Genomic DNA, 23,209 nt, shown 5'->3' on the forward strand with positions numbered 1-23,209 from the left:
TGCGGATCATCATGCTCCCGCGAGGGACACCGGCTCCGTCCGGGGTCGGCTGATGACCAGGGCCATCAGGGCCGCCGCCGCGCACAGCGCGCCCGAGGCGTACCAGACGACGTCGTACGTGCCGAAGACGTCGCGGGCCACACCGCCCGCGAAGGCGACGGCCGCCGCGCCGACCTGGTGGGAGGCGAGGACCCAGCCGAAGACGATCGCCGAGTCCTCGCCGTAGTGCTCGCGGCACAGGGCGATCGTCGGCGGAACCGTGGCCACCCAGTCCAGGCCGTAGAAGACGATGAAGAAGAGCATCGGCGGGTGCACCGAAGGCGCGAGCAGCATGGGGAGGAACAGCAGCGAGACCCCCCTCAGCGCGTAGTAGACCGCCAGCAGGCGCCGCGGCGAGAAGCGGTCCGTGAACCAGCCCGACGCGACCGTGCCGACGACGTCGAAGACCCCGATCACCGCCAGGAGGCCCGCCGCCGCCGTGACCGGCATGCCGTGGTCGTGCGCCGCGGGGACGAAGTGCGTCTTGACCAGGCCGTTCGTCGACGCTCCGCAGATCGCGAACGAGCCGGCCAGGAGCCAGAAGGGGCCCGTGCGCGCCGCGCGCAGGAGGACCGTGACCGCGCGCCGCGCCGCGCCCGTGACCGGGGCCGGCTTCGCCGCGTACTCCCCGCCGTACGGGGCGAGACCGATGTCCGCCGGGTGGTCCCGGAGCAGCAGCCAGACGAAGGGGACCACCGCGAGGGCCGCCAGGGCGACCGTGACGGCGGCCGGGCGCCAGCCGTGCTGTTCCACCAGCCAGGACAGCAGCGGCAGGAAGATCAGCTGGCCCGAGGCGCCGGCCGCCGTGAGGATGCCGGTGACCAGGCCCCGCCGCGCCACGAACCAGCGGTTCGTGACCGTCGCGGCGAAGGCGAGGGCCATGGAGCCGCTGCCGAGGCCGACGAGGAGGCCCCAGTAGAGGACGAGCTGCCAGGCCGCCGTCATCCAGACGGTGAGGAGGGAGCCCGCCGAGATGATCGTGAGGGCGACCGCGACGACCCTGCGGATGCCGAAGCGGTCCATCAGCGCGGCGGCGAACGGCGCCGTCAGGCCGTACAGGGCGAGGTTCACCGAGACGGCGAAGCCGATCGTGCCCCGCGACCAGTGGAACTCCTCGTGCAGCGGCTCGATCAGCAGGCCCGGCAGGGAGGCGAAGGCCGCGGCGCCGATGATGGTGACGAAGGTGACCGCCGCGACGAACCACGCCCGGTGGACGCGACGGCGGGGTGACTTCTCGGGCGTACGGGTCTCGGGCGTACGGGCTGGGGGCTCGGTTGTCTGGGCCATGCCATCGAGCATCCCGGCCCGCCCGCCCCCCTCACCATTGGCCCGAATGACAAGTTTCCAAAGGATCGGGACACACGGATCGGGCCAGGCTCTCCCCGCGCGAGCCCTACGCCCGAGGCAGTGTCCTGATCGGCTTCACCAGCAGCAGCGCCGCCACCACGAGCACCGCGATCCCCGCCCCCGTCAGCAGCACCTCCTCCGTGCCGACCACCGCCGCCACCGGCCCCGACAGCGTGCGGCCCACGCCCATCATCAGGAGCGAGCCGGCCACGTCGTACGCGTGCATCCGGTTCAGGGCCTCCTGCGGCACGTGCGTCTGGACCGAGGTGGACCACATCACCAGCCAGAAGGCGAAGGCCGCCCCGCCGATGAACTGGCCCGCGCCGAGGACCGCCACCGGTGCGCCGGTGCCGAGCAGGAACAGGTTCACGGGGAGGCCCAGGAGCGCCACCGCGCCCGCCGCGAGGGGGCGGCGCGGGCGCAGCCGGATCGCGAGGAGGCCGCCGACGGCGCTGCCGGCGCCGTTGACGGCCATGAGCACGCCGTACGCCGCCGAGCCGTGGTCCTCGGTGACCAGGCTCGCCGTGAGCGGCACCATCGGTCCGGCGACGGTCAGCCCGTACACCGTCCAGATGGAGATGACGCCCCACAGCCAGTTCCGGGAGCGGAACTCCCTCCAGCCGCCGGCGAGTTCGGCGGCGAAGGAGTCGCGCCGGGCGGTGTCGGACGGGATCGGGGTGAGGCGTATCAGCAGGAAGCAGACGGCGCTGACGGCGAAGGTGACGCCGTTGACGGCGAAGGCCGCGCCCGCGCTCCACACGGCGACGAGCAGGCCCGCGGCGGCCGGTCCCGCCATGGTCATGAGGGCCTCGACGACCCGCAGGACGGCGTTGGCGCGCTGTACGTCGGGGGCGATGCGCGGGATGGTGGAGGCGACGCCCGGCTGGAAGAGCGCGGCGCCGAACCCGCTGAGCACGGACAGGGAGTACACGGTCCAGAGCGGCGGGCCGCCGAGCGTGAAGGAGACGGCGAGGACGGCCGCCCCGGGCAGCCGGAGCAGATCGGCGACGATCATCATGCGGCGGGCGGTGAACCGGTCGGCGAGGACGCCGCCGAACAGCACGAAGAGCGCGAAGGCGGCGGTCCAGCCGCCGAGCGCGTAGCCGACGGTGGAGCCGGGGTGGCCGGCTCCGAGGAGTCCGGCGGCGAAGGCGACCGGGACCATGCCCTCGCCGAAGACGGCGACGCCCCGGGCGACGAAGAAGAGCCGGAAGTTACGGTTCCACAGCGCGGGCGGCCCGACCGGGGCGGGAATCCGCTCGGCGGCCTCAGACTTGTACGTGTTGTCCGTCACGGACACGTACTCGTACCAGCCCTATGGTCTGGACCACCACCGAATTACGGAGGGAGCACCGCCCGTGCCGTCGTCGCCGCACCGCGTCGCCGTTCTCGCCCTGCCCGGCATCCTCCCCTTCGAGCTGGGCATCCCGCACCGCATCTTCGGCCGCGCGAAGGATCCCGGGGGACGCCCGTTGTACGAGATCGTGACGTGCGCCCCGGTCGCCGGTCCCGTGCGGACGGACGCCGACTTCTCGATCCACGTCGAACACGGCCCGGAGGCGCTCGCCACCGCCGACACGGTCGTCGTGCCCGCCTCGTACGAGCTCGGACCGGTCTACGACGAGGGCAGGCTCCCCGAGGAGCTGGCGGCGGCGCTCGCGCACATCCGGCCGGGCACCCGTCTCGTCTCCATCTGCACCGGCGGGTACGTGCTGGCCGCGGCCGGCTTCCTCGACGGGCGCCCGGCCACCACGCACTGGGCGCACGCCGAGCACTTCCAGCGCCTCTTCCCGGGCATCCGCGTCGACGCGGACGTCCTCTTCATCGACGACGGCGACGTCCTCACCTCGGCCGGTGTGGCCGCCGGGATCGACCTGTGCCTGCACATCGTGCGCCGCGACCACGGGACGGCCGTCGCCAACGACGTCGCCCGCAAGACCGTCGTACCGCCCCACCGGGACGGCGGCCAGGCCCAGTACATCGAGCGGCCCCTGCCGGAGGCCGGCACCCACACCACGACCGCCGCGCGGGCCTGGGCGCTCGCCCACCTCCACGAGCCGATCCAGCTGCGGGACCTGGCGGAGAAGGAGGCGATGAGCGTACGGACGTTCACGCGCCGCTTCCGCGACGAGGTCGGCATCAGCCCCGGCCAGTGGCTCACCCAGCAGCGCGTCGAACGCGCCCGGCACCTCCTGGAGTCCACCGGCCTGCCGGTCGACCGGGTCGCCCAGGACGCGGGCTTCGGCACGGCCCAGTCGCTGCGGGTGCACCTGATGACGGCGATCGGCGTGACCCCGACGTCCTACCGGCGAACCTTCCGCACGGGCGCGGCGACCCCGGCCTGACCATCCGCGTCAGCCGCCGCCCCCCACCGGGGCGGCCTCGGTCCGAGCGTCCCGGCCCTCCGCCACCGCGGGCGAACGCCGGGTCAGCCGCCGCTCGCCCGCCGCGCCGATCGCGGTGAGCAGCACCGTCAGGACCACCCCCCAGAGAATCGCCGTCGACGGGGACACGACCTTGAGCAGCCCGCCCGCGAGCGTGCCGCTCGCCGCGTAACCCGCTCCCACCGCCGCGTACATGACCGAGTACCCGGCGGCGAGCGCGCCCGGCGGCAGAACCTGCCGGAGCGCCAGGTTCCGGGTGAGGCTCGCGGGGGCCTGGAGCAGCCCGGCGGCCACCAGGGCGACGGCGATCGCCGCCGTCCAGGGCAGGACGGCGACCAGCGCGACACCCGCGGCGACCGCGAGGACGAGCACCAGGGACTGGAGGGCCAGCGGGCCGGGCCAGCTCCCCCGGAGGCCGTACACGAAGGCGCCGACCGCCGAGCCGATCGAGAACCCCGCGAGCAGCGGGCCCGCCCAGCCGATGCCGATCCCGCGCTGTTCGAGGAGGGCGGGCAGGATCAGTTCGGCGAGCGCGAGCAGCGTGAGGCCGGCGGCCCCCAGGACGTACACGGGCCAGGCCCGCAGCAGCGCCCGCCGCATCGAGGCCCCCTTCTCCCGCGCCCCGGCGGACCAGCCGGCCGGCAGCAGCCACATCCCGGCCACCGAGACCGCCATCAGGGCGCCCTGGAGCAGCAGCGGCACGGCGGGGGCGACACCGAGGGCGAGACCGGTGGTGAGCGCGGGCGCGGCCGCCCACAGGGCGAAGGTCAGCATCGACTCCATGCTCATCGCCTGGGTCACGGCCCGCTCCGGGACGAGGCTGGTGAGCAGGGCCCGCAGCGCGCCGGGCACGGCGGCGGGGCCGGTGCCCGCGAGCAGCGCGAGGGCGGCGAGGACGACGGGGTGGGCGCCGGGCGCGAGCCCGAGCCCGGTGAACCCGGCGGCCCCGACCGCGAGCCCGGCGACGAGCTGCGGCCGGGCCCGTTCGGCGTTCAGCCGCATGCCGAGGACGGGCGCGGCGAGGATCTCCCCGAGGACGTACGCGGCGGCGAGGACCGCCCCGAGCGTGTAGCCCCCGGGACGCTCCCGTACGAGGAAGACGAGTGCGAGCGGTGCCATGGCGACGGGCAGCCGGCCGGTGACCATGACGGCGGACCAGGCGAGGACGGGGCGGGTGGCGAGCTCGCGGTAGGACATGGACACGACCGTAGCCCGCCGCCGCCCCGCACCCGGACGGTCAGAACGTCAGCACCCCCCGCGCCACCTTCCCCCGCTCCGCGTCCTCCGCCGCCCGCGCGAACTCCTCCACCGGATACGTCGCCGTCACCAGCTCGTCGAGGAGCAGGGCCCCCGAGCGGTAGAGCTCGGCGTACAGGGCGATGTCCTTCTGCGGCCGCGAGGAGCCGTACCGGCAGCCCAGGATCGACTTGTCCAGGAACATCGCGGCCGGCAGGAAGCTCGCCTCCGCCTTCGGCGCGGTCATGCCGAGCAGGACCGCCTGGCCGTGACGGTCGAGGAGGTCGATCGCGGTCCGGACGAGGCCCGTGTGGCCGACGCACTCGAAGACGTGGTCGGCGCCGGTGGGCAGGATGTCCCGCACGCCGTCGGCGGAGGCGAGGAAGTGCGTCGCCCCGAACCGCCGGGCCACCGCCTCCTTCTCCGGGTTCGTGTCCACGGCGACGATCGTCAGGGCGCCCGCGATCCGGGCGCCCTGGAGGACGTTGAGGCCGATGCCGCCGGTGCCGATGACGACGACGGTGTCGCCGCGGCCGACCTTAGCCCGGTTGAGTACGGCTCCGACGCCGGTGAGGACTCCGCAGCCCATGAGGGCGGCGGAGGTCAGCGGGATGTCCTGCGGGATCTTCACGGCCTGGACCGCCTTGACGACGGTCCGCTCGGCGAAGGAGGAGTTCGAGGCGAACTGGAACAGCGGCTGCCCGTCGCGCGAGAACGGCTGCCCCGGCATCCCGATGGCCTTCCGGCACATGGTCGGCCGGCCCCGGTCGCAGTCGGCGCAGGCGCCGCAGTTCGCGAGCGTCGACAGGGCGACGTGGTCGCCGGGGACGACATGGGTGACACCCGGGCCCACGGCCTCGACGACTCCGGCGCCCTCGTGGCCGAGGACGACGGGCGGCGGGAACGGGATGGTCCCGTCGATGACGGAGAGGTCGCTGTGGCAGAGCCCGGCGGCGGCGATCGCCACGAGCACCTCGCCGGGACCGGGGTCCCGGACCTCCAGGTCGTCGACGACCTGGACCTGCTTCCCGTCGAAGACGACGCCTCTCATGACCCGTTCTCCTTCCCGGCGTTGGGGCGCTGCCCCGCGGCCGCCGCCCTGGCCATCTCCTCCAGCTGCGCCAGCATCGGCATCGGGTCCGTCCCGACCGTCCCGGGCAGGAAGTCCGCGATGCGTTCGGGGGTCCAGCCGCCGCCCTCCGCGTACCCGGCGCGCAGCTCCCTCGGCTGCGCCCAGACCGCGATCTTGGGCCCGGCGATCGTGTACACCTGGCCGGTGATCCTCTCCTCGCGGGCCCGCTCGCTCAGGAGGTAGACGACGAGCGCCGCCACGTCCTCCGGCTCCCCGATCTCCTTGAGCTCCATGGGGACGTTCGCGGACATCCGGGTGCGGGCCACCGGCGCGACGGCGTTCGCGGTGACGCCGTACTTGTGGAGGCCGAGGGCCGCGCTCCGTACGAGCGAGATGATCCCGCCCTTCGCCGCCGAGTAGTTGGCCTGGGCGACGGAGCCCTGGTGGTTGCCGCTGGTGAAGCCGATGAGCGTGCCCGTGCCCTGCTTGCGCATGACGGCCGACGCGGCCCGGAAGACGGTGAAGGTGCCCTTCAGGTGGGTGGCGACGACGGGGTCCCACTCCTCCTCGGACATGTTGAAGAGCATCCGCTCGCGCAGGATGCCGGCGACGCAGACGACGCCGTCGATCCGCCCGTACTCGGCGAGGGCGACATCGACGATCCGCTGTCCGCCCGCCATGGTGGAGATGTCGTCGGCTACGGCGACCGCCGCCCCGCCCGCCGCCTCGATCTCCTTCACGACGGACTCCGCGACCTCCGAGGTCGGCTCGCCGCCCTCGATGGACACCCCGTAGTCGTTGACGACGACCTTCGCGCCCTCCGCCGCGCACGCGAGGGCGACGGCGCGGCCGATGCCGCGCCCCGCCCCCGTCACGGCGACGACCTTGCCAGCCAAGAAGTTCCCCACGCCCGGCCCCTTCCCGCGCTTTCTGACGGTCCGTTAGATTCGTTCGTCGTCAGGATTCTACGGTCCGTCAGATACCGGAAAACAAGACCCCGGAGGCCCCGATGTCTCTCCCCGCCGCCTTCCACGAGATCGCCAAGCGCGTCAACAACTGGGGCCGTTGGGGCCAGGACGACGAGATCGGCACGCTCAACCTGGTCACCGACGAGGTCGTGCGGGAAGCCGTCGCCACCGTCCGCACCGGCCTGCGCGTCCCGCTCGCCGTCGACCTCCAGCAGGACGGCGTGCAGACCGGCATGATCCCCGGCCGGGTCAATCCGCTCCACGTCATGGTCCAGGTCAACCAGGAGCTCTTCGGCCCCGGCACGGTCGCCACCAGCGACGACGCCGTGACCCTCGGCCTGCAGGCCGGCACCCACTGGGACGCCCTGACGCACGTCTCCCACTCGGGCCGCATCTACAACGGCCGCCCCGCCGCCACCATCACCCCGCACGGCCGCTCCGAGTTCAGCGGCATCCACACGGCCCGCCACATCGTCAGCCGCGGGGTGCTCCTGGACGTGGCCGCCGCGAAGGGGGTGGACCGGCTGCCGGGGGACCACGCCGTCACCCCCGAAGACCTCGACGAGGCGGCGGAATTCGGCGGGGTGACCGTGCGGTCCGGGGACATCGTCCTCGTACGGACCGGGCAGATCCAGGCGTACCTGGCCGGGGACAAGCACGGCTACGCGTTCCCGTCACCGGGCCTCTCGGTCCGTACGCCGGAGTGGTTCCACGCCCACGACGTCGCGGCCGTCGCCAACGACACGCTCACCTTCGAGATCTTCCCGCCCGAGATCGAGGACCTCTGGCTGCCCGTGCACGCCCTCGACCTCGTCGAGATGGGCATGCTCCAGGGGCAGAACTGGAATCTGGAGGCCTTGTCCACAGCCTGTGCACAAGAAGGGCGCTACGCCTTCCTGCTCTCCGCGATGCCGGAACCCTTCGTCGGCGGCACGGGCACGCCGGTCGCTCCGGTGGCCATCCTCTGAAAGTCCCGCGGGCGGCGGCGCGCTCGCACGCGCCCCGAGCACGGCACGGCCCGCCGCCACCCGGACGCGACCCGCACACGCCGAGGGCCACGGCCCTCGGCTCCCCTCGCCACGAATCGCTCACCCCAGGGTGGGCAAAACGGAACGAATCGTCAACAGTGCACCCGACCGGGCGACAGCGTCGACACGGTCGTCGACACCGGCGCGACCCGGTCCACCTCGCACCAGATGCTCTTGCCGGCGCCCTCCGGCTGCCAGCCCCACCGGTCCGCGAGACCGTCCACCAGCTCCAGGCCGCGCCCGTTGGTGTCGTCGCCCTCCGCGTGCCGGGGCCGCGGCGGGCGGTCGCTCGCGTCGGCGACCTCGACCCGCACCCCGCTGCCCTCCGCGGCGAAGAGCATCCGCAGCACGGCCGGGCAGCCCGTGTGCACCACGGCGTTGGTCACGAGCTCGGAGATGAGCAGCACCAGCGTCTCGGCGAGCGGCTCGTCATCCCCTATGCCCGACCCGGCGAGCCGCGACCGGGCCCACCTCCGGGCTCGTCCCACCTCTGCCGGGTCCGGCCCGACCTCCAACTGAACCTGAAGCACCTGCACCGCTCACACCATCCGAACCGGCGGACACACCTTTACGGAACGTGATTCCCTTGTGGGACAGCATGGTTGACGTACAGTCACCGCAACAAGCGCTTCGGGCATATTCCAGCGCGAAGGAGTACGCATGGTCCATACTGTGCGACGCACGCTGCGGGTAGTCGAACGCCGGGCGCGAGCGGCGGGCATTCCCGGCCGCGGAGCCGCCGCAGGGGCGACACCGGGACGATCCGGGCCAACGAGCACTCGCATCCCACGGAGCGTACCGGAGGCGGAGGCCGACTCCGGGCCGTGACGGCCCCGCCGAAGGACACAACCCGATATCGACATTCCGTGACGTGCCGCACGCGCAGAGCTACAGCCCGGCGGCCACGGTCTCCTCGGCCCGAGCGGCGGTCATCCCCAGCTCGGCCCGCACCCAGGCGCGCTTCAGATGCAGATGGACATCGGCCTCCCAGGTGAACCCCATCCCGCCGTGCACCTGAAGACAGTCCCGCGCGTTGCGCACGGCGGCGTCGTCGGCGAGCAGCTTGGCCCCGGCGATCTCGACGGGGTCGCCGGTGACGGCGGCGGCCCACACGGCGGCCCGCGCGAGCTCGACCCGCACGAGCATCCCGGCACAGAGATGCTTGACGGCCTGAAACCCCCCGATGACCTGCCCGAACTGCTCCCGCTGCCGGGCGTAGGAGACGGCCATGTCGGTGGTGGCCCGCGCGCTGCCGACCTGCTCGGCGGCAAGCAGGAGGACCCCGTCCGCCGCGGGCAGGCGCTCCACCGTCGTGGGCACCCGATGCAGCGGCGTCAGCGGATCGACCGACCGCACCGGCACGGCACCGCCCACGTCCCCGAGCACCACATCGGCCTCGTCCAGCCAAGGGACCAGCCCCTCGTCCACAGAGGTCACGACAACGGCCCCCTCCGCCGCCCCCGGCACGGACCCCGCCGCCCGATGCGTGGCGACCAACGGCCCCGGCAGCAGCACCCTCCCCGCCTCCTCGAAGACGAGGACGGCCTCGGGCAGCCCGAGCCCGACACCCCCCTCCGCCTCCGGAAGGCACAGCGCGAAGAACCCGGCGTCGCCGAGCTCCCGCCACAGCCCCCGGTCGACGCAGGGCTCGGCGACGGCCTCCCGCAGCGCCTCCCGGTCGAAGCGCCGCGCGAGCAGTTCCCGTACCCCGCGCCGCAGCGCCCGCTGGTCCTCCGTGAGTCGGAAGTCCACGACAGAGTCACCGCCCCTTCGGCAGGCCGAGGATGCGCTCGGCGACGATGTTGCGCTGGATCTGGGAGGTGCCGGCCGCGATGGTGTACGAGAGCGAGGACAGCCGGTCGAGGGTCCAGTCGCGGCCGAGGTCGAGCGCGTCGGGACCGAGGACGGCGGCGGCCGCGTCGTACAGCTCCTGCCGGGCGTGCGAGTAGTGGAGCTTGAAGACGGAGCCGCCCGCCCCCGGCACTCCGCCCGTCGCCTGGGCCTCGCTGACGTTGGCCTGGGTGAGCCGCCACAGCGCCCGGAACTCGGCGGAGAGCCTGCCGAGCCGGCGCCGCAGGAAGGGGTCGTCCCAGGTGCCGTTCTTGCGGGCCGTGCGGGCGAGTTCGCCGAGGAGGCGGCGGCAGGCGACGACCTCGCCGACGAAGGCGGTGCCGCGCTCGAAGGACAGGGTCACCATGGTGACCCGCCAGCCGTCGTTCTCCTCCCCCACCCGGTTGGCCGCCGGCACCCGCACCTCGTCGAGGAAGACCTCGGCGAACTCGGTGGACCCGGCGAGGGTGCGCAGCGGCCGTACGGTGATGCCGGGGGCGTCCATGGGCAGGGCGAGCCAGGTGATGCCCCGGTGCTTCGACCCGGCCTCGGGGTCGGTCCGTACGAGCAGCTCGCACCAGTCGGCGACCTCGGCGTGCGAGGTCCAGATCTTCTGACCGGTGACGACGTACGCGTCTCCGTCCCGTACGGCCCGGGTGCGGAGCGAGGCGAGGTCCGATCCGGCGTCGGGTTCGCTGAAGCCCTGGCACCAGACCTCGTCGCCGCGCAGGATCGGCGGCAGCCATCGGGCGCGCTGGGCTTCGGTGCCCTCGGCGGCGATGGTGGGTCCGGCGTGGAGGAGGCCGACGAAGTTGGCGCCGACGTAGGGCGCGCCGGCGAGTTCGGTCTCCTCCAGGAAGATGAGGCGCTGGGTGGGGGAGGCGTCCCAGTGGGTGTCGGCGTACCCCGCGTCGTACAGCCGTCGCTGCCAGCCGCAGTCGTAGGCGCGGCGCGCCGGCCAGTCGAGGGGGTCGGGGCGCTCGGGGAGGCCCGGCAGGGTGGCGGCGAGCCATTCCCTCAGGCGGGCGCGGTACTCCTCTTCTTCGTCGGTGCAGGAGAGGTCCATCAGACGGTGCCCCGGTCGAGGTCGAGGTCCAGCATGCGGATGGCGTTGCCGCGCATGAGTTTGTAGATCGTCTCGTCGTCGAGGCCCTGGACGTGGTCGAGGGCGACGTCCTTGGTGTGGGGGAAGGTCGAGTCGACGTGCGGGTAGTCGGTCTCGAAGGTGGCGTTGTCGCGGCCCACCACGTCCAGCGAGGCGATGCCGTGCTTGTCGCGGAAGAAGCAGCAGAAGATCTGCCGGTAGTAGTACGTGGACGGGGGCTCGGGGATCAGGTCGCGTACCCCGCCCCAGGCCCGGTGCTCCTCCCAGACGTCGTCGGCGCGTTCGAGGGCGTACGGGATCCAGCCCATCTGGCCCTCGCTGTAGGCGAGCTTGAGCCGGGGGAACTTCACGAGGACGCCGGAGAAGAGGAAGTCCATCATCGAGGCCATGGCGTTGTTGAAGCTCAGCGAGGCCTGGACGGCGGGCGGGGCGTCGGGGGACGCGGCCGGCATCTGGCTGCTGGATCCGATGTGCATGTTCACCACCGTCCCGGTCTCCTGGCAGACGGCGAAGAAGGGGTCCCAGTAGCCGGAGTGGATCGACGGCAGTCCGAGGTGGGTGGGGATCTCGGAGAAGGTCACGGCCTTCACCCCCCGCGCGGCGTTGCGCCGGATCTCGGCGACGGCGAGGTCGATGTCCCAGAGCGGGATGATGCAGAGCGGGATGAGCCGGCCGCCGCTGTCGCCGCACCACTCCTCGACCATCCAGTCGTTGTAGGCGCGCACGCAGGCGAGGGCGACCTCCTTGTCGTGGGCCTCGGCGAAGGTCTGCCCGCAGAAGCGGGGGAAGGTGGGGAAGCAGAGGGAGGCCTCGACGTGGTTGAGGTCCATGTCGGCGAGGCGGGCCTTCGGGTCCCAGCAGCCGCGGCGCATCTCCTCCCGCGTGATCCCCTCCAGGGTCATGTCGTCCCGGTCGAAGCCGACGGCGGCGATGTTGCGCTTGTACGGGAACTTGAGGTCCTCGTAGATCCACCAGTCGGTGGGCGGGCCTTCGGGGTCCATCGTGATCTGGTACTTGCCGGCGACGTAGGCGAGCTCGCCGATGCCGGCCGTGAGGGGCCGGGGCCCGCGGTCGCGGTACTTCTTCGGGAGCCAGGTCTCGAAGAGGTGGGCGGGCTCGATCACGTGGTCGTCGACGCTGATGATGCGGGGCAGTTCCGTCATGGAGCCTCTCCCGGATTCGGCGGACCGTTCCCGGCCCGTTTCTGATGACCCGTCAGATCTGACGGCATCAGGCTAGCCGCGCACCCCTGGACCGACAAGCGCCGGACCTCTACGCTCACCGCACGATCTGACGGAACGTCAGCCAAGAGGAGTACGGACGAGAGGAGTACGGTCATGAACGAGACCGCGCACACGCTCGGCGGGTCCCGGACGCTCTGGGAGCTCGTCGAACGCCGCGCCGCCCTCACCCCCGACCGGCCCGTCCTCCTCCAGGGCGACCGCGTCCTCACCTTCGGCGGACTCCGCGAGCGCGCCGAACGCTGCGCCGCCGGGCTCCACGGGATGGGCGTGCGTCCCGGCACCGTCGTCGCCTGGCAGCTGCCCACCCGCATCGAGACCGCCGTGCTCTCCTTCGCGCTCGCCCGCATCGGCGCCGTGCAGTCCCCGGTGATCCCCTTCTACCGGGACAAGGAGGTCGGCTTCGCGCTGCGCGAGTCGAAGGCGGAGTTCTTCGCGGTCCCCGGAATCTGGCGTGGATTCGACCATGCCGAGATGGCGCGGAGGCTCGGCGCGCGCGGGATCTTCGAGGCGTACTCCCCCGAGAGCCTGCCCGACGGCGACCCGGCCGTCCTGCCGCCGCCGCCCTCCTCCGGCACCGACGTCCGCTGGATCTACTGGACCTCCGGCACCACCTCCGACCCCAAGGGAGTCCTGCACACCGACCGCTCGCTCCTCGCCGGCGGCTCCTGCCTCGCCCACGCCCTCCGGCTCACGGCGGAGGACGTCGGCTCGATGGCCTTCCCGTACGCGCACATCGCCGGGCCCGACTACACGGTGATGCTCCTGCTGTACGGGTTCCCCGCCGTGATGTTCGAACAGTTCGCGCTGCCGGAGGCCCTCGACGAGTACAACCGGCACGGCGTCACCGTCGCCGGCGGCTCCACCGCCTTCTACTCGATGTTCCTCACCGAGCAGCGCAAACAGCCCGGGAAGCCCGTCATCCCCACCCTCCGCCTGCTCGCGGGCGGAGGGGCGCCCAAGCCGCCCGAGATCTACCACGCGGTACGGAAGGAGCTGGGCTGCCAGCTCACCCACGGGTACGGCATGACCGAGGTCCCCATGATCACGATGGGCGACCCCGACGACACCGTCGAGAACCTCGCCGGCACCGAGGGCCGCCCGCCCGCCGGCATGGAGATCCGGATCACCGGCGACGGCGAGGTCCGGCTCCGCGGCGAGGCCGTCTGCCGGGGCTATCTCGACCCGGCGCAGACGGCCGCCGCCTTCGACGAGGACGGCTTCCTCATCACCGGCGACGTCGGGCACCTCACGGCCGGCGGCCATCTCGTCCTCACGGGCCGCATCAAGGACATCATCATCCGAAAGGGAGAGAACATCTCGGCCAAGGAGATCGAGGACCTCCTCCACACGCACCCGGACGTGGGCGACGCCGCCGTCATCGGCCTCCCCGACGCCGAGCGCGGCGAACGCGTCTGCGCCGTCGTCGAACAGCCCCCGGGTGCCACCCCGCTCGCCCTTCCGCAGGTCACGGCCTTTCTGCGGGAGGCCGGACTCTCCGTCCACAAGCTGCCCGAACAGCTGGAGGTGGTGGACGCCCTCCCGCGTAACGAGACCCTGCGCAAAGTGCTGAAGTACAAGCTCAGGGAGCGCTTCGGGGCGGCGCCCAGGTGACCTCCTCCAGAGCCTCCGGCACGTCCTCGTACACGTCGAAGAGGCGCCGCACGCCCAGCGCGGAGAGCACCCGGCCGACGTGCCCGCCGTCCCGGTCCACGGCGTCCACGGCGTCCACGGGAAGGATCAGGCGGAGCCGGCCGCCGCAGGAGCGGAGCAGACGGCGGGACGCGATCAGCACGCCGACACCGCTGGAGTCGCAGAACCGCACGGCCGACAGGTCGATCACCAGGTCGTGGCGGCCGCCCGCGACGGCGTCGTGGACGCGGCGGCGTATCAGGGGGGAGGTGACCAGGTCCAGTTCCCCCCGGACGCGGAAAACCGTCCAGGGGCCGTGCTCGTCCTCGTCGACCTCGATCGTCGTCACGCCGCCCGCCTGCCCCACGAGCAGGCGCCGAAACCCCCGCCGTGAGGGATGACGCTTTCCTTACCATCCGCGTCCGCGTCAAGGGCGCACTTGCGGCAAACAGGAGTGCGTTGTCCGAGCGGCGCATTACTTTGGAGGAGAACCGGGACGGAGGCCCTCATGGCGATGGACACCCCACCGCGCTGGGACCGCAGAATGCAGCAGCGCCTCGCACGCGGGGAGGCCGCTGCCCTCGGCGAGTTCTACGACCGGTTCGCCGCCCTCGTCCACAGCCTCGCCCACCGGGTCCTCGACGACGACGCGGCCGCCGACCAGGTCACCCGCGAGGTCTTCGGCTACATCTGGGAGAACCCCGACTCCTACGACCCGAAGCAGGGCAACATGCGCTCGTGGGTCGCCAAGCTGACCCAGCGGCAGGCCGTGCACCGGCTGCGGCAGGCCGAGACCCTGGCGTACGCGGAGACGGGCCTCGGCTCCGCCGAGGAACTGGAGCAGAAGGTCCACCGCGCCTCGGTCGCCGCCCGCGCCGACTACATCGTGACCTCCATGCCCGCCCCGCTGCGGGCCGCACTCGAACTGGCGTACTTCCAGCGGCGCGACTACCGGCAGACCGCCGCCGACCTCGGCGTCACCGAGGACGAGGCCCGCCGGCGCCTCCGGCTCGGACTCCAGCTGCTCTCCTCCGCCAACACCCGCCCCCTCGAAGGATCCTCGCCGCCCGGCTACGGACGGACACCGTGACCGGGGCGAACGGCGACGCGGACGACGTCGCACGCGCCCCCTGGATACCGGGACCGCGCCGGTCCGCCGACGACCACGCGGACCTGACCGCACGGCTGCCGGAAGAGGCGGAGGAACCGGAGGCGGAAGAGCCCGAGGCGGAGGAGCCGGAGGTACCGGACCTCAGCCACAACGTGCTCAAGTCCCTGCTCGGGGCCTGGGCGCTCTCGGCGTGCTCCACCGGCGAGACCAGGGCCGTCGAGAACCACCTCACCGCGTGCGCGCCCTGCGCCGACGAGGCCCTCCGGCTCCGCGACGCCGTCACGCTCCTCCACGAGGACCGGGACCTCGACCTCGACCCGCTGCTCCGCTCCCGGGTCCTGGAGAACTGCCTGGGCCGCCGCCCCGCCCGTATCCCCGTCCCCGACTGGGTCACCCCGTACGACGCGGAGACCGCCCGGCTCGACGCGCTCCTCCGGGACATCGGCGAGTCCGAGTGGCACACGCCGGTACGGCTCAAGTGGTACGAGGAGGACCAGGTGGTGCGCCGCAAGGCGACCGTCGCGGCGGTCATCGGCCACCTCCTGGCCGTGGACGGCCTGGTGTCGGCGGCGCTCGGCCTCGACGACCCGCTCGGCAGCGGGGTCCCGGAGCTCTCCCCGACGGAACGGACCGAAGCGTTCTGGTCGGCCCTGGACCGGCCGCCGAACCGGTCCCTGCGGGGGCCGTGGCGCGACCAGTCGCACACCCTGATCCGGACGGTCGCCTTCGCGGGGCGGGGCGTGGCGGACCTGACGGTGAACTACAAGGACTTCGCCCTCCCCCTCCGCGACTCCCTCCTGGAGCGGGCCTTCGAGTGCTGGCTGCACGCGGACGACATCGCGACGGCGGTGGCCTACCCGTACGCGCCGCCCAGCGGGGCGCACCTGCACGGCATGATCGACCTCGCGGCCCGGCAGCTCCCCGCGGCCCTCGCGAACCGCCGCCGCACGGGCCTGGCCGGCCCCGCCAAGGAACTCGTCGCGGCGGGCGCGCCGGGGCGCTCGCTCCACCTGGAGGTGGAGGGCGCGGGCGGCGGCCACTGGTACATCTCCCTGGACTCCCCGGCGGCACTCGGCTCACCGGAACGGGCGGTGGCGCAGGTGGCGATGGACGGGGTCGAGTTCTGCCAGCTGGTGGCGGGGCACATCACGCCGGAGGAGGCGGCGGCGGGCCAGGACGGCGACCGTGAGGCCATCAGAGACGTCCTGTCGGCAGCGGCCTCCTTGAGCCGCCTGTAACCCGCGCCGCCGCCCCGTTGTGGGCGCCGGTCCCGCCGGGGCTGTTCCCACCCCGTTGTGGGCATGCGTTCCGCCGGGGCGATTGCCCACACGGGCGGGGGCACCGCCCGCGCCGGGTGCGGGCCCGGAGGTGGGGGCGTTACGCGAAGACGACCGTGCGGCGGCCGTTCAGGAGGATTCGGCGTTCCGCGTGCCACTTGACCGCCCGCGCCAGCGCCTGGCACTCCACGTCCCGCCCGATCGCCACCAGCTGGTCCGGGGTCACCTCGTGCCCCACCCGCTCGACCTCCTGCTCGATGATCGGGCCCTCGTCGAGGTCGGCCGTCACATAGTGCGCGGTCGCGCCGATGAGCTTCACGCCGCGCGCGTGCGCCTGGTGGTAGGGCTTGGCGCCCTTGAAGCTGGGGAGGAAGGAGTGGTGGATGTTGATGATCCGGCCCGAGAGCTGCTTGCACAGGTCGTCCGACAGGACCTGCATGTAGCGGGCGAGGACGACCAGCTCGACGTTCTCCGAGCGGACGAGGTCGAGGAGTTCCGCCTCGGCGTCGGCCTTCGTGTCCTTCGTCACCGGGATGTGCCGGAACGGGATCCCGTACGAGCCCACCAGCTCCTCGAAGTCCCGGTGGTTGGAGACGACCGCGACGATCTCCACCGGCAGCGCCCCGATCCGCGACCGGAAGAGCAGGTCGTTCAGGCAGTGGCCGAACTTCGAGACCATGAGCACGACCCGCATCGGCTGGTCGGCGCGGTTGATCTGCCAGTCCATGGCGTAGGAGTCGCCGACGGCGGCGAAGCTGGCCCGGAGCTTGTCGACCGTCACCGGGGCCTCGGCCGAGAAGTGGACCCGCATGAAGAAGAGACCGGTGTCGCGGTCTCCGAACTGCTGGCTGTCCTCGATATTGCAGCCGGTGATGAAGAGATAGCTCGACACAGCGTGCACGATGCCCTGCTTGTCGGGGCAGGAGAGGGTGAGGACGTACTGGTCGGTCATTCCGCCAGCCTGCCACAAGCGCCCCGCCGGGCGGATCGCCGTCCGTCAGGCGGAACGCCTCAGGACCGCGTCAAGATGCGGAGCACGTCGAGGGAGCGCGGGGGCGTGTCGGGGTCCTCGCCGTCGGCCTGGGCCAGGCGGACGTGGGCCTCGCGGGCGGCACGTACGGCCTCCGGCCAGCCCGGGTGCTGCAGGTAGACGGAGAAGTGGGCGTCCGGGCCCACCTGGTGCATGATCCGCAGCACCCGGAGGACGGCGACGTCGACGAGGGCGGCCTCGCCGGAGTCCCGGAAGATCGAGCCGACGTACTTCTCGGCGGACCAGTTGTCGAGCCAGGTGTCCTCGACGAGGCGGTAGACGGCGTCGGTGACGTCGCCGTACCCGTCCTGGCCGGCCAGCCAGGTCGTCTCGTGGAATCCGGGGTCGGAGAGCATGTGAAGCGCCGAGCGCACGTTGCTGCGCCAGCGCCACCACGGCATGTCGTTGAGCGGCATGCCGCCCATGGTGGAGGAGCGACGGCCGCGACGGGAAGAGTTAACCGAACCGGAGACCGAACCGGGGACTGGACTGGACATCGTTCGATCGTACGTTTCCGTGTCCGGTAAGCGGACTCGCCCCCTCCTCATGCGGCCGCCGCCCCCGTAATTCACCTTCACGTCACCCACCGTTGAACCGCGCTCACTCCCGCGTTACCCGTGGGACGGAAATGTGCATGCCCATGACCGGTAGGCGACTGACCTCACTCCTCGCGTACGTCACGACCGCGGCGACCGGAGCGTCGCTGCTCACCGGGTGCGGCGTTCTCCCTGGGGCCACGGGGGGCTCCAGGGAGCCCGTCACGGTGATGACCTGGGCCCCTGACCAGACCCGAGCGACCAACATGCCCGGAATGCCCGCAATGGCACAGACCTTCGCCCGATGGGTCAACTCCCAGGGCGGCATCAACGGGCACGAACTGCGCGTCCTCACCTGCAACGAGCAGAACAGCACCGCCGGCGCCGCCGCCTGCGCGCGCCGGGCCGTCCGCGAGAAGGCGGTCGCCGTCGTCGGCTCGTACAGCCAGAACGGCCGCGCCTTCATGGCCCCCCTGGAGGCCGCGGACATCCCGTACATCGGCGGCTACGGCATCTCGGAGGACGAGTTCACGAGCCCGCTCTCGTACCCCGTCAACGGCGGGGTGGCCTCGCTCGTCGCCGGGCACGGCATGCAGCTCGCCGACTCCTGCGAGAAGGTCTCCCTCGTCCGCCCCGACACCACCGCCGGGGACAAGCTCCCCGACTTCCTCAACTCCGGCCTGCGCAAGGCGAGTCACCGGAGCGCCGTGGACATCCCGGCCATGGAGGACGCCGCCGAGTACACCCAGCAGGCAGGCCGCGCCCGCACCCGGGCCGGCGACGAGAAGGGCTGTGTGACCGCCGTCCTCGGCGAGCGCACCCAGACCTTCTTCGACTCCTTCCGCCGGCTCCCCGCGCAGCAGGAGGAGACGCAGAAGCGCGATGCCGTCCGGATCTCCTCGGTCCTCGGCAGCGTCGACCAGCCCGTCATCGACCGCACCGGCGGCGCCCACAGCCCCTTCGAGGGCGCGTACGTCACCGGCTGGTACCCGGCGGCGGGCGACAAGAGCTGGGCGCCGATGCGCAAGGTCATCCAGGAGCACGCCTTCGCCGACAACCGGGTCGACCCGGCCGACACCGGCGTGCAGACCACCTGGATCGCGTACACGGTCCTCAAGGAGGTGATCGAGTCCCTCGACGAGGACACGATCACGGCCGGGCAGATCACCCGCGCCCTCGACCGGGGCGAGCGGATCGACACCGGCGGCCTCACCCCCAGCCTGCGCTGGAAGTACGAGGACCTGCTCGGCGCCCCCGGCTTCACCCGGATCGTCAACCACGAGGTGACGTTCCAGGTGGTCCGCGAGGGGCGGCTCGTGGCGCAGAAGCCCGGTTTCGTCGACGTCGGCGAGACCGTCCTCAGCGCCCCGTGAGCCCGCTCGGGCCCAGGCCGCTCAGGCCCGGGCCCGCTGGGCACCGGGCCTGCTCAGAGCTGCGTCCAGCTCCGCTTCTCCAGTCCGTACTTCACGGCGGTCGGGTTCCACAGCCCGGCCGCCGTCTTCTTGGCGGCGCTGGCCTCACCGCTCTTCGCGTCGCCCGCGGCCTTCTGGCTGGTCGAGCGGGCCTGGCCGCCCTTGCAGGCCTTCTTGCCCTTCATCTGGAGGGCCCAGGCCGCGTAGTGGTCGTCGGCGGCGGCCGAGGCCTGCCAGGCCTTGGTGAGCGCCGCCGTCAGCGCCGCGTTGTCCGGGATCTTGTCGACCGACAGCGCCTCGAGCTTGGTGATCAGCCCGCGACGCTGCTCGGCGGCGCCCTTCAGATCGCTCGCGGCCTTGTCGAGGTTCTTGCACTGGCCGATGGCCGCGACCGAGCTGATCACCGTCTCACGGCTGCTGCTGCTGGTCGCGAGCAGCTTGCTGAGCTCCTGCGCCTGCGGCTCCGCCGGGTCGGCCGGCTTCTCCGAGGGCTCGGCGGAGGCGGACGGCGCGGCGGAGCTCGCCGCCACGTTCTGGCCGCCCGCCTTGGGGTCCTTCTCCTCGTCCCCGCCGCTGAGCAGCGCGCCGGCGCCGAGGCCGACGACCGCGCAGCCGACGACGACGGCGGCGATCAGCGCGAGCGGCGACTTGCGGCGCGGCGCGGGCTCGTCGTCGTCGTAGTAGGCGTCCTGGAAGCCGTACTGCTGCTGAGGCTGCTGGTGCTGCTGGGGGTGCTGCTGGTACGGGGCCGGGCCCGGCTGCTGGTAGCCCTGCGGCGCGGGCGGCTGCTGGGGCGGCCGCGGGGCCTCCGTGCGGAAGAGGTTGTCGAACTCGGCGGGCGGCTGCCGCTCACCGGGCGTCTGCGCCGGCACGGGGGCGATGTACTGGGTCGCGTCCGAGGCGCCGGCCGGGGCGGGCCCCTGGTGGGCAAGCGGGCCCGTGCCGAGGAACTGGGTGTCGGAGCCCCCGCCCTGCTGCGGCGGCACCGGCGCCATGTGCTGCGTGGCCTGCATGTCGCCGGCGGCCGGGGCGGCCGGCCCCGGGTAGCCGTAGCCGGGCTGCGGCGCGGCGGGGGCGCCCGGGCCGGGGTAGCCGTACCCCGGCTGCGGGGCGGCCTGCGCCGGCGGCATCCCGCCCGGCTGCGGCGGCATCCCCTGCACCGGCGGCATCCCGCCGGGGACCGGCGCCATGTGCTGGGTCGCCTGCATGTCACCGGCGGCCGGGGCACCCGGCCCCGGGTAGCCGTAGCCGGGCTGCGCCGGGGCCTGCTGCGGCGGTATCGGCGGCAGGTACTGGGTGGACTGCATGTCGGCGGCGCCCTGCGGCGCCTCCGGAGGCAGCGGCTGCGCGGGCGGCAGCGGCTGCCCGCCCTGCTGACCACCTGCGGGACCCCAGGCGCCGCCCCACGGCTGACCGCCGCCATGCTCCGGACCCTGTCCGTTCTGCGTCACCGGGACTCCCACTGATGGACCAACCTACGGAATCGTCGGCTCACGCTACCGGGTGCCGACTGGGCTCCGCACACACGTGTGAGACCGGTTACACAACCCGTTTACGAAACACCCTTGAGCGTCCAGGCCCGTGCGGCGGATCGGGGCCGGACGGGCCCTAGGCGGCGTACAGCTCCATCCGCGCACCGAACTCCCGTACCACCGGCTCCCCCGCGTACGGCTCCAGGCGCTCCCTCAGATCGTCCAGGTACTCCGCGCCCCGCGACGACCGCAGCGTGCCGAGCAGTTCGAGCGCCTGCGTGCCCGTCCGGCAGGCCTGCTCCACCTCCCGCTGCTGGACCTGCGCCGAGGCGAGCAGCGCGAGGCCGATCGCACGCCGCCGGGCCCGCGACTCCGGGTGCCCGGCGATGGACTCCTCGGCCGCCCGGGCCGCCGCCTCCGCCTGCCCCAGGTCCCGGTGGCAGTGCGCCAGTTCGTCCGCGAGGTAGGCCGCGTCGAAGTGGGCGATCCACGCCGGGTCGTCGCCCGCCTCCGGATCGGCCAGGTCGAGGGCCCGTACGGCGCGGCCCGCCGCCGTCTCGAAGGCCCGCGCATCGCCCATCAGCGCGTGCCCGCGCGCCTCCGCCGCGAGGAACATCGCCTCCGCGCGCGGCGGCACCTTCCCGCGCGCGCCCTCCTGCGCCGCCCGCGCCAACTGGGCGATCTCCCGCGGGTTGCCGAGCTGCGCGGCCAGGTGGCTCATCGAGGCGGCGAGGACATAGCCGCCGTACCCCCGGTCCCCCGCCGCCTGAGCGAGCCGCAGCGCCTGGATGTAGTACCGCTGCGCGAGCCCCGGTTCACCGGTGTCCACCGCCATGTACCCGGCGAGCTCGGTCAGTCGGGCGACCGCCGCGAACAGCTGCCGGCCCACCGCCTCCCGGTACGAGCCCGACAGCATCCCCGACACCACGCTGTTGAGGTAGTGCACGACCACCGGCCGCACATGGCCGCTGCCGAAGCGCCGGTCGAGGTCGACGAGCGCGGCCGTCATCTCCCGTACGGCCGCCACGTCCGCGACCCCGACGCGGGCCCCCGCCATCCGCGCCACGTGCGCGTCGGGCCCCGTGATCAGCCAGTCCCTGCTGGGCTCGACGAGCGCGGAGGCCGCCACGGTCGAGCCGTTCAGGAAGTCCCTGCGCCCCACGTCGCTGCGCCACAGCTCGCAGACCTGCTCGATCGCCCCGGGCACGGTCGGCGCGAACTGGAGTCCCACCCCGGCGGCGAGGTTCCGGCCGTTGGCCATGCCGACCTCGTCGATCGTGACCGTACGGCCCAGCTTGCGGCCCAGCGCCTCCGCGATGATCCCGGGCGCCCGGCCGCGCGGCTGCTGACCGCGCAGCCAGCGCGCCACCGACGTCTTGTCGTAGCGCAGGTCGAGGCCGCGCTCCGCGCCGACCATGTTGACCCTGCGGGCGAGGCCGGCGTTGGAGCAGCCGGCCTCCTGGATGAGCGCCTGGAGCCGTTCGTTGAGCTGACGCGGAACGAGTGGCCTGGCTGCCATGAGTACCCCCTGAGGCCGTGCGGTGATCACGAGAGAACTGATCAATGCCCGGCGAATATGCGGTCAATGCAGATGTGAACACGCGAAACCGGACACGTCGGCCACGAGGATGCGACCACCCCCCGCCGCCGGCGCCCCCACCTCTGCGTACCCACCCCCGCTCCCCGGCCCTCCGCGCGCCCCCGCCAGTGCACCCATGCGCCCCGCGTGCAGGATCGATGCGTCAACACACCCTCCGCCACGCCCGTAACCCCAGGTGGCGGGGGAAGTTGTGCTCACCGTGGAAGAGACCATGGGAGTCACGGAAGCCGCACAGATCCCCAAGCAGCGGGGCGAGCAGCTGCTGGACAGCGCCGTGCGGTACGCGGAAGAGCGGCACTGGGACGTGTTTCCCGGGACCTGGCTGGAAGTCGTCGAGGGCAAGGAGCGCTGCTCCTGCGGCGCGGACGCGTGCGCCGTGCCCGGCGCCCACGCCGTCAGGCCCGACTGGTCGACCCAGGCGACCGGCAGCGGCGTCGGGGCGCGGCGGATGTGGTCGAAGACCCCGAAGGCCTCGATCCTGCTGCCGACCGGCCGCACCTTCGACGCGATCGAGGTGCCGGAGACCGCCGGCTTCCTGGCGCTCGCCCGCATGGAGCGCATGGAGCTGACGCTCGGCCCCGTGACCTGCACCCCGGACCGCCGGATGTACTTCTTCGTGCTGCCCGGCGCCGCCACCAAGGTGCCGGACCTGGTCCGCAAGCTCGGCTGGGCCCCGGCCTCCATCGACCTCGTCACACGCGGCGAGGGCCACTACGTGGCGGCCCCGCCCACCCGGATCGGCGGCTTCGGCGCGGTGCAGTGGGCGCGGCGCCCCACCCCGGCGAACCGCTGGCTGCCGGACGCGGAAGAGCTGATCAGTGCCCTCGCGTACGCGTGTGGCCGGGAAGCGGCCGAGGCGAGGGGCCGCGCGCAATGACCCGGTGGCCTG

Annotated in this window: 21 protein-coding genes; 7 read left to right on the plus strand and 14 right to left on the minus strand. The window is 72.9% G+C overall.

The genetic code is table 11. The features are described 5' to 3' along the window. Positions 1–9 precede the first annotated feature (9 nt). Together ACF07V_RS03625 and ACF07V_RS03630 are read right to left on the minus strand one after the other, a co-directional pair. Entirely contained in the window at positions 10–1,326 is a 1,317-nt protein-coding gene (locus ACF07V_RS03625) for an MFS transporter (RefSeq protein ID WP_392151201.1), read from the minus strand. Between the two features lie 106 nt (positions 1,327–1,432). Continuing rightward, entirely contained in the window at positions 1,433–2,686 is a 1,254-nt protein-coding gene (locus ACF07V_RS03630; RefSeq protein ID WP_392151202.1) for an MFS transporter, read from the minus strand. Between the two features lie 58 nt (positions 2,687–2,744). Between ACF07V_RS03630 and ACF07V_RS03635 the strand changes: the two genes are divergently transcribed. Further along, complete coding sequence (locus tag ACF07V_RS03635; protein WP_392151203.1) at positions 2,745–3,731, plus strand: GlxA family transcriptional regulator; 987 nt, start codon at positions 2,745–2,747, stop codon at positions 3,729–3,731. Between the two features lie 9 nt (positions 3,732–3,740). Here the strand turns inward: ACF07V_RS03635 and ACF07V_RS03640 are convergent, their stop codons facing one another. Genes ACF07V_RS03640 through ACF07V_RS03650 form a run of 3 tightly spaced genes read right to left on the minus strand, consistent with a single transcriptional unit; the run spans position 3,741 to position 6,986 of the window. Beyond that, positions 3,741–4,967, minus strand: a complete 1,227-nt coding sequence (locus tag ACF07V_RS03640) for an MFS transporter (protein WP_392151204.1) — start codon at positions 4,965–4,967, stop codon at positions 3,741–3,743. 40 nt (positions 4,968–5,007) lie between these two features. Further along, positions 5,008–6,057: a Zn-dependent alcohol dehydrogenase gene (locus tag ACF07V_RS03645; RefSeq protein ID WP_392151205.1), complete on the minus strand. Its 1,050-nt coding sequence runs from the start codon at positions 6,055–6,057 to the stop codon at positions 5,008–5,010. Further along, a complete protein-coding gene (locus tag ACF07V_RS03650) occupies positions 6,054–6,986 on the minus strand; it encodes an SDR family NAD(P)-dependent oxidoreductase (protein WP_392151206.1) in 933 nt (310 codons plus the stop codon). The genes ACF07V_RS03645 and ACF07V_RS03650 overlap by 4 nt, the downstream gene beginning before the upstream one ends. 101 nt (positions 6,987–7,087) lie before the next feature. On the opposite strand from ACF07V_RS03650, the gene ACF07V_RS03655 reads away from it, so the two are divergent. After that, the gene (locus ACF07V_RS03655; RefSeq protein ID WP_392151207.1) at positions 7,088–8,014 is read left to right on the plus strand and encodes a cyclase family protein; all 927 of its coding nucleotides are present in this window, start codon (positions 7,088–7,090) and stop codon (positions 8,012–8,014) included. Positions 8,015–8,166: 152 nt separating this feature from the next. Here ACF07V_RS03655 and ACF07V_RS03660 read toward each other — a convergent pair whose 3' ends face one another. The 4 genes from ACF07V_RS03660 to ACF07V_RS03675 all read right to left on the minus strand — a co-directional run bounded on the left by ACF07V_RS03660 (position 8,167) and on the right by ACF07V_RS03675 (position 12,172). Further along, positions 8,167–8,610, minus strand: a complete 444-nt coding sequence (locus ACF07V_RS03660) for an ATP-binding protein (protein ID WP_392151208.1) — start codon at positions 8,608–8,610, stop codon at positions 8,167–8,169. Between the two features lie 352 nt (positions 8,611–8,962). Next, positions 8,963–9,826 carry an acyl-CoA dehydrogenase family protein gene (locus tag ACF07V_RS03665; protein WP_392151209.1) on the minus strand — a complete coding sequence of 288 codons (864 nt, stop codon included), beginning with the start codon at positions 9,824–9,826 and terminating at the stop codon, positions 8,963–8,965. Positions 9,827–9,833: 7 nt separating this feature from the next. Further along, the gene (locus tag ACF07V_RS03670) at positions 9,834–10,970 is read right to left on the minus strand and encodes an acyl-CoA dehydrogenase family protein (protein WP_392151210.1); all 1,137 of its coding nucleotides are present in this window, start codon (positions 10,968–10,970) and stop codon (positions 9,834–9,836) included. Next, positions 10,970–12,172, minus strand: coding sequence for an amidohydrolase family protein (locus tag ACF07V_RS03675; protein ID WP_392151211.1), 1,203 nt, complete (start codon positions 12,170–12,172; stop codon positions 10,970–10,972). The genes ACF07V_RS03670 and ACF07V_RS03675 overlap by 1 nt, the downstream gene beginning before the upstream one ends. 174 nt (positions 12,173–12,346) lie before the next feature. Here ACF07V_RS03675 and ACF07V_RS03680 point away from each other — a divergent pair, with 174 nt between their 5' ends. Further along, positions 12,347–13,864, plus strand: coding sequence for a class I adenylate-forming enzyme family protein (locus ACF07V_RS03680; RefSeq protein WP_392151212.1), 1,518 nt, complete (start codon positions 12,347–12,349; stop codon positions 13,862–13,864). Here the strand turns inward: ACF07V_RS03680 and ACF07V_RS03685 are convergent. Further along, complete coding sequence (locus ACF07V_RS03685) at positions 13,833–14,231, minus strand: STAS domain-containing protein (RefSeq protein WP_392151213.1); 399 nt, start codon at positions 14,229–14,231, stop codon at positions 13,833–13,835. The genes ACF07V_RS03680 and ACF07V_RS03685 overlap by 32 nt on opposite strands. Positions 14,232–14,390: 159 nt before the next feature. Between ACF07V_RS03685 and ACF07V_RS03690 the strand changes: the two genes are divergently transcribed. Both ACF07V_RS03690 and ACF07V_RS03695 read left to right on the plus strand, forming a co-directional pair. Next, the gene (locus ACF07V_RS03690) at positions 14,391–14,972 is read left to right on the plus strand and encodes a sigma-70 family RNA polymerase sigma factor (RefSeq protein ID WP_351185086.1); all 582 of its coding nucleotides are present in this window, start codon (positions 14,391–14,393) and stop codon (positions 14,970–14,972) included. After that, positions 14,969–16,231, plus strand: a complete 1,263-nt coding sequence (locus tag ACF07V_RS03695) for a maleylpyruvate isomerase N-terminal domain-containing protein (protein ID WP_392151214.1) — start codon at positions 14,969–14,971, stop codon at positions 16,229–16,231. The genes ACF07V_RS03690 and ACF07V_RS03695 overlap by 4 nt, the downstream gene beginning before the upstream one ends. Positions 16,232–16,370: 139 nt before the next feature. Here ACF07V_RS03695 and purU read toward each other — a convergent pair whose 3' ends face one another. Beyond that, entirely contained in the window at positions 16,371–17,222 is an 852-nt protein-coding gene (purU, locus tag ACF07V_RS03700; protein WP_392151215.1) for a formyltetrahydrofolate deformylase, read from the minus strand. A gap of 59 nt (positions 17,223–17,281) precedes the next feature. Then, entirely contained in the window at positions 17,282–17,725 is a 444-nt protein-coding gene (locus tag ACF07V_RS03705) for a hypothetical protein (RefSeq protein WP_392151216.1), read from the minus strand. A 215-nt stretch (positions 17,726–17,940) separates the two neighbouring features. On the opposite strand from ACF07V_RS03705, the gene ACF07V_RS03710 reads away from it, so the two are divergent. After that, a complete protein-coding gene (locus tag ACF07V_RS03710; RefSeq protein ID WP_392151217.1) occupies positions 17,941–19,209 on the plus strand; it encodes an ABC transporter substrate-binding protein in 1,269 nt (422 codons plus the stop codon). 53 nt (positions 19,210–19,262) lie between these two features. Here the strand turns inward: ACF07V_RS03710 and ACF07V_RS03715 are convergent, their stop codons facing one another. Beyond that, positions 19,263–20,699: a hypothetical protein gene (locus tag ACF07V_RS03715; protein ID WP_392151218.1), complete on the minus strand. Its 1,437-nt coding sequence runs from the start codon at positions 20,697–20,699 to the stop codon at positions 19,263–19,265. 157 nt (positions 20,700–20,856) lie between these two features. After that, positions 20,857–22,239 carry a transcriptional regulator gene (locus ACF07V_RS03720; RefSeq protein WP_392151219.1) on the minus strand — a complete coding sequence of 461 codons (1,383 nt, stop codon included), beginning with the start codon at positions 22,237–22,239 and terminating at the stop codon, positions 20,857–20,859. 292 nt (positions 22,240–22,531) lie between these two features. Here ACF07V_RS03720 and ACF07V_RS03725 point away from each other — a divergent pair, with 292 nt between their 5' ends. Further along, the gene (locus ACF07V_RS03725; RefSeq protein WP_392151220.1) at positions 22,532–23,197 is read left to right on the plus strand and encodes a bifunctional DNA primase/polymerase; all 666 of its coding nucleotides are present in this window, start codon (positions 22,532–22,534) and stop codon (positions 23,195–23,197) included. Positions 23,198–23,209 lie beyond the last annotated feature (12 nt).

Source organism: Streptomyces sp. NPDC015661 (genome assembly GCF_043077765.1).
GTDB lineage: Bacteria > Actinomycetota > Actinomycetes > Streptomycetales > Streptomycetaceae > Streptomyces.